The 272-nt window shown below is 71.3% G+C and carries 1 protein-coding gene; it reads left to right on the plus strand.

The features are described 5' to 3' along the window. Positions 1–272, plus strand: a 272-nt coding sequence (locus UK12_RS35630) for an acyl carrier protein (protein WP_045307375.1), incomplete at both ends; no start/stop codon positions are given.

The raw sequence follows: 272 nt of genomic DNA on the forward strand, positions 1-272 counted from the left end.
GTTCGACTACCCGACGCCTGCCGCGCTGGCCGGGTTCCTGCGGTCGGAGCTGGTGGGCGAGCAGCCCGCAGCCGCGGCGGTGACCGGTCCGGTGGTGGCCCTGGATGACGACCCGATCGCGATCGTCGGTATGAGCTGCCGCTACCCGGGCGGCGTGGAGTCGCCCGAGGACGTGTGGCGACTGGTGTCCCAGGCCCAGGATGCGATCTCCGGTTTCCCGGCGGGCCGTGGCTGGGATATCGAGAACCTCTACCACCCGGACCCGGACCATC

Origin of the sequence: Saccharothrix sp. ST-888, assembly GCF_000955975.1 — a bacterium.
Taxonomy (GTDB): Bacteria; Actinomycetota; Actinomycetes; order Streptomycetales; family Streptomycetaceae; genus Kitasatospora.